Source organism: Nocardia sp. NPDC059236, from assembly GCF_042754085.1.
In the GTDB taxonomy this organism is placed as follows: Bacteria; Actinomycetota; Actinomycetes; order Mycobacteriales; family Mycobacteriaceae; genus Nocardia.
The window spans coordinates 1-1,475 of the sequence record NZ_JBHZAF010000073.1 but is presented as its reverse complement, the minus strand read 5'-3'; the positions used below and the strand labels follow the sequence as shown (position 1 = coordinate 1,475).

The 1,475-nt window shown below is 69.2% G+C and carries 2 protein-coding genes; both read right to left on the bottom strand.

Features of this window, described 5'->3' with window-relative positions; genetic code table 11:
* On the bottom strand, positions 1-512 hold a 512-nt coding region (locus ACFXIV_RS47920; RefSeq protein WP_379421541.1), incomplete at its 3' end, for an L-threonylcarbamoyladenylate synthase.
* Positions 513-553: 41 nt separating this feature from the next.
* Complete coding sequence (locus ACFXIV_RS47915) at positions 554-1,291, bottom strand: SDR family oxidoreductase (RefSeq protein WP_379421540.1); 738 nt, start codon at positions 1,289-1,291, stop codon at positions 554-556.
* Positions 1,292-1,475: the final 184 nt, after the last annotated feature.

Sequence of the window (1,475 nt, the reverse complement as noted above, 5' to 3'; positions counted from 1 at the left end):
ACGGCGTCCACCACATGGTCGAGCCGTTCCTTGATCTCCCAGCCCTGGGTCATCGGCTCCTCCTCGTCCGGCAGCAGAAGGGTGCTGGACAGCAGCGGCTCGCCGAGTTCGGACAGCAGCGCCTGGGCCACGACGTGGTCGGGGATGCGGACTCCGACCGTCTTCTTCTTCGGGTGCTGCAGCTTGCGGGGCACCTCCTTCGTCGCGGGGAGGATGAAGGTGTAGCGGCCCGGGGTGGCCGCCTTGATCGCGCGGAACACGTCGTTGTCGACGTGCACGAACTGGCCGAGCTGCGCGAAGTTCTGGCACACGAGAGTGAAGTGGTGCCTCTCGTCGAGGTTGCGGATGGAACGGATGCGGGACATGCCGTCGCGGCTGCCCAGCCGGCACCCCAGAGCGAAACAGGAGTCCGTCGGATACGCGATGAGCGCGTCGGCCCGGACGCTGTCGACCACGGTGCTGATGGTGCGCCGCTGCGGGTTGTCGGGGTGCACGTCGAAGTACTTCGCCATCCGCCGAGCCTAAACCGAAGCCGCGCCGGACAGGTCCCGGGTCAGCTCTGGGCGGTGGGACGGACGACGATCTCGTTCACATCGACGGTGTGCGGCTGCTCGACGGCGAACGCCAGGGCCCGGGCGACGGCCTCGGGTGGGATGGCGATCCGGTCCCGGGCCTGCGAGATCTCGGCACGGATGTGTGGGTTCGTCGACGCTTCGGCGAACTCGGTGTCCACCATGCCCGGCGAGACCGTCGTCACCCGCAGCGCGTCGCCGGCTTCCTGCCGCAGCCCCTCGCAGATGGCGCGCACCGCAATCTTCGTGCCCGCGTAGACGGCCATGGCGGGAACGACGCGGAACGCCGCCGTGGACGCGGTGGTGATGAAGTGTCCGGAGCCCTGCGCGCGGAAGACCGGCAGTGCGGCGCCGATACCGTGCAGCACACCCTTGATGTTGACGTCCACCATCCGGTCCCATTCGTCGACGCGCAGATCGTCCAGCGGGGAGACCGTCCCGATCCCCGCGTTGCTGATCAGTACGTCGAGCCGGCCGAAGCGCTCCGCGGCCAGGGCGACCAGGGCCTGCAGATCAGCACGCCGGGTGACGTCCGTGCGGAGCTGCACGGCGCTGCCGCCCGCCTTCTCGATCCGGGTCACCAGGTCCCCGAGGCGCTCGGACCTGCGGGCGCCCAGCACGAGCCGGGCGCCCCGTTCGGCCAGCAGCAGAGCGGTGGCCTCACCGATACCGCTGCCGGCTCCCGTGATCGCCACGACCTTGCCGTCGATTCCCGTCATGATGCCTTCCCTCTCGCTTCCTCGCGGGGCGCCGCCGCCCCGCTTCGGCATCAGTCTGCGGAGGGCCCACCCTGGTATACAGAGCCCGTTCGTTCTGGAACCAGGAGTGCCACCCACCATGTCGAAGAATCCAGGTCAACGCCGTGAGCTGGGCACTTTCCTGCGCAGCCGGAGAGAGCGGGTC

Coding starts and splice junctions, on each gene's coding strand:
- ACFXIV_RS47915 (WP_379421540.1), bottom strand. CDS start 1,291: ATGACGGGAATCGACGGCAAGGTCGTGGCGATCACGGGAGCCGGCAGC.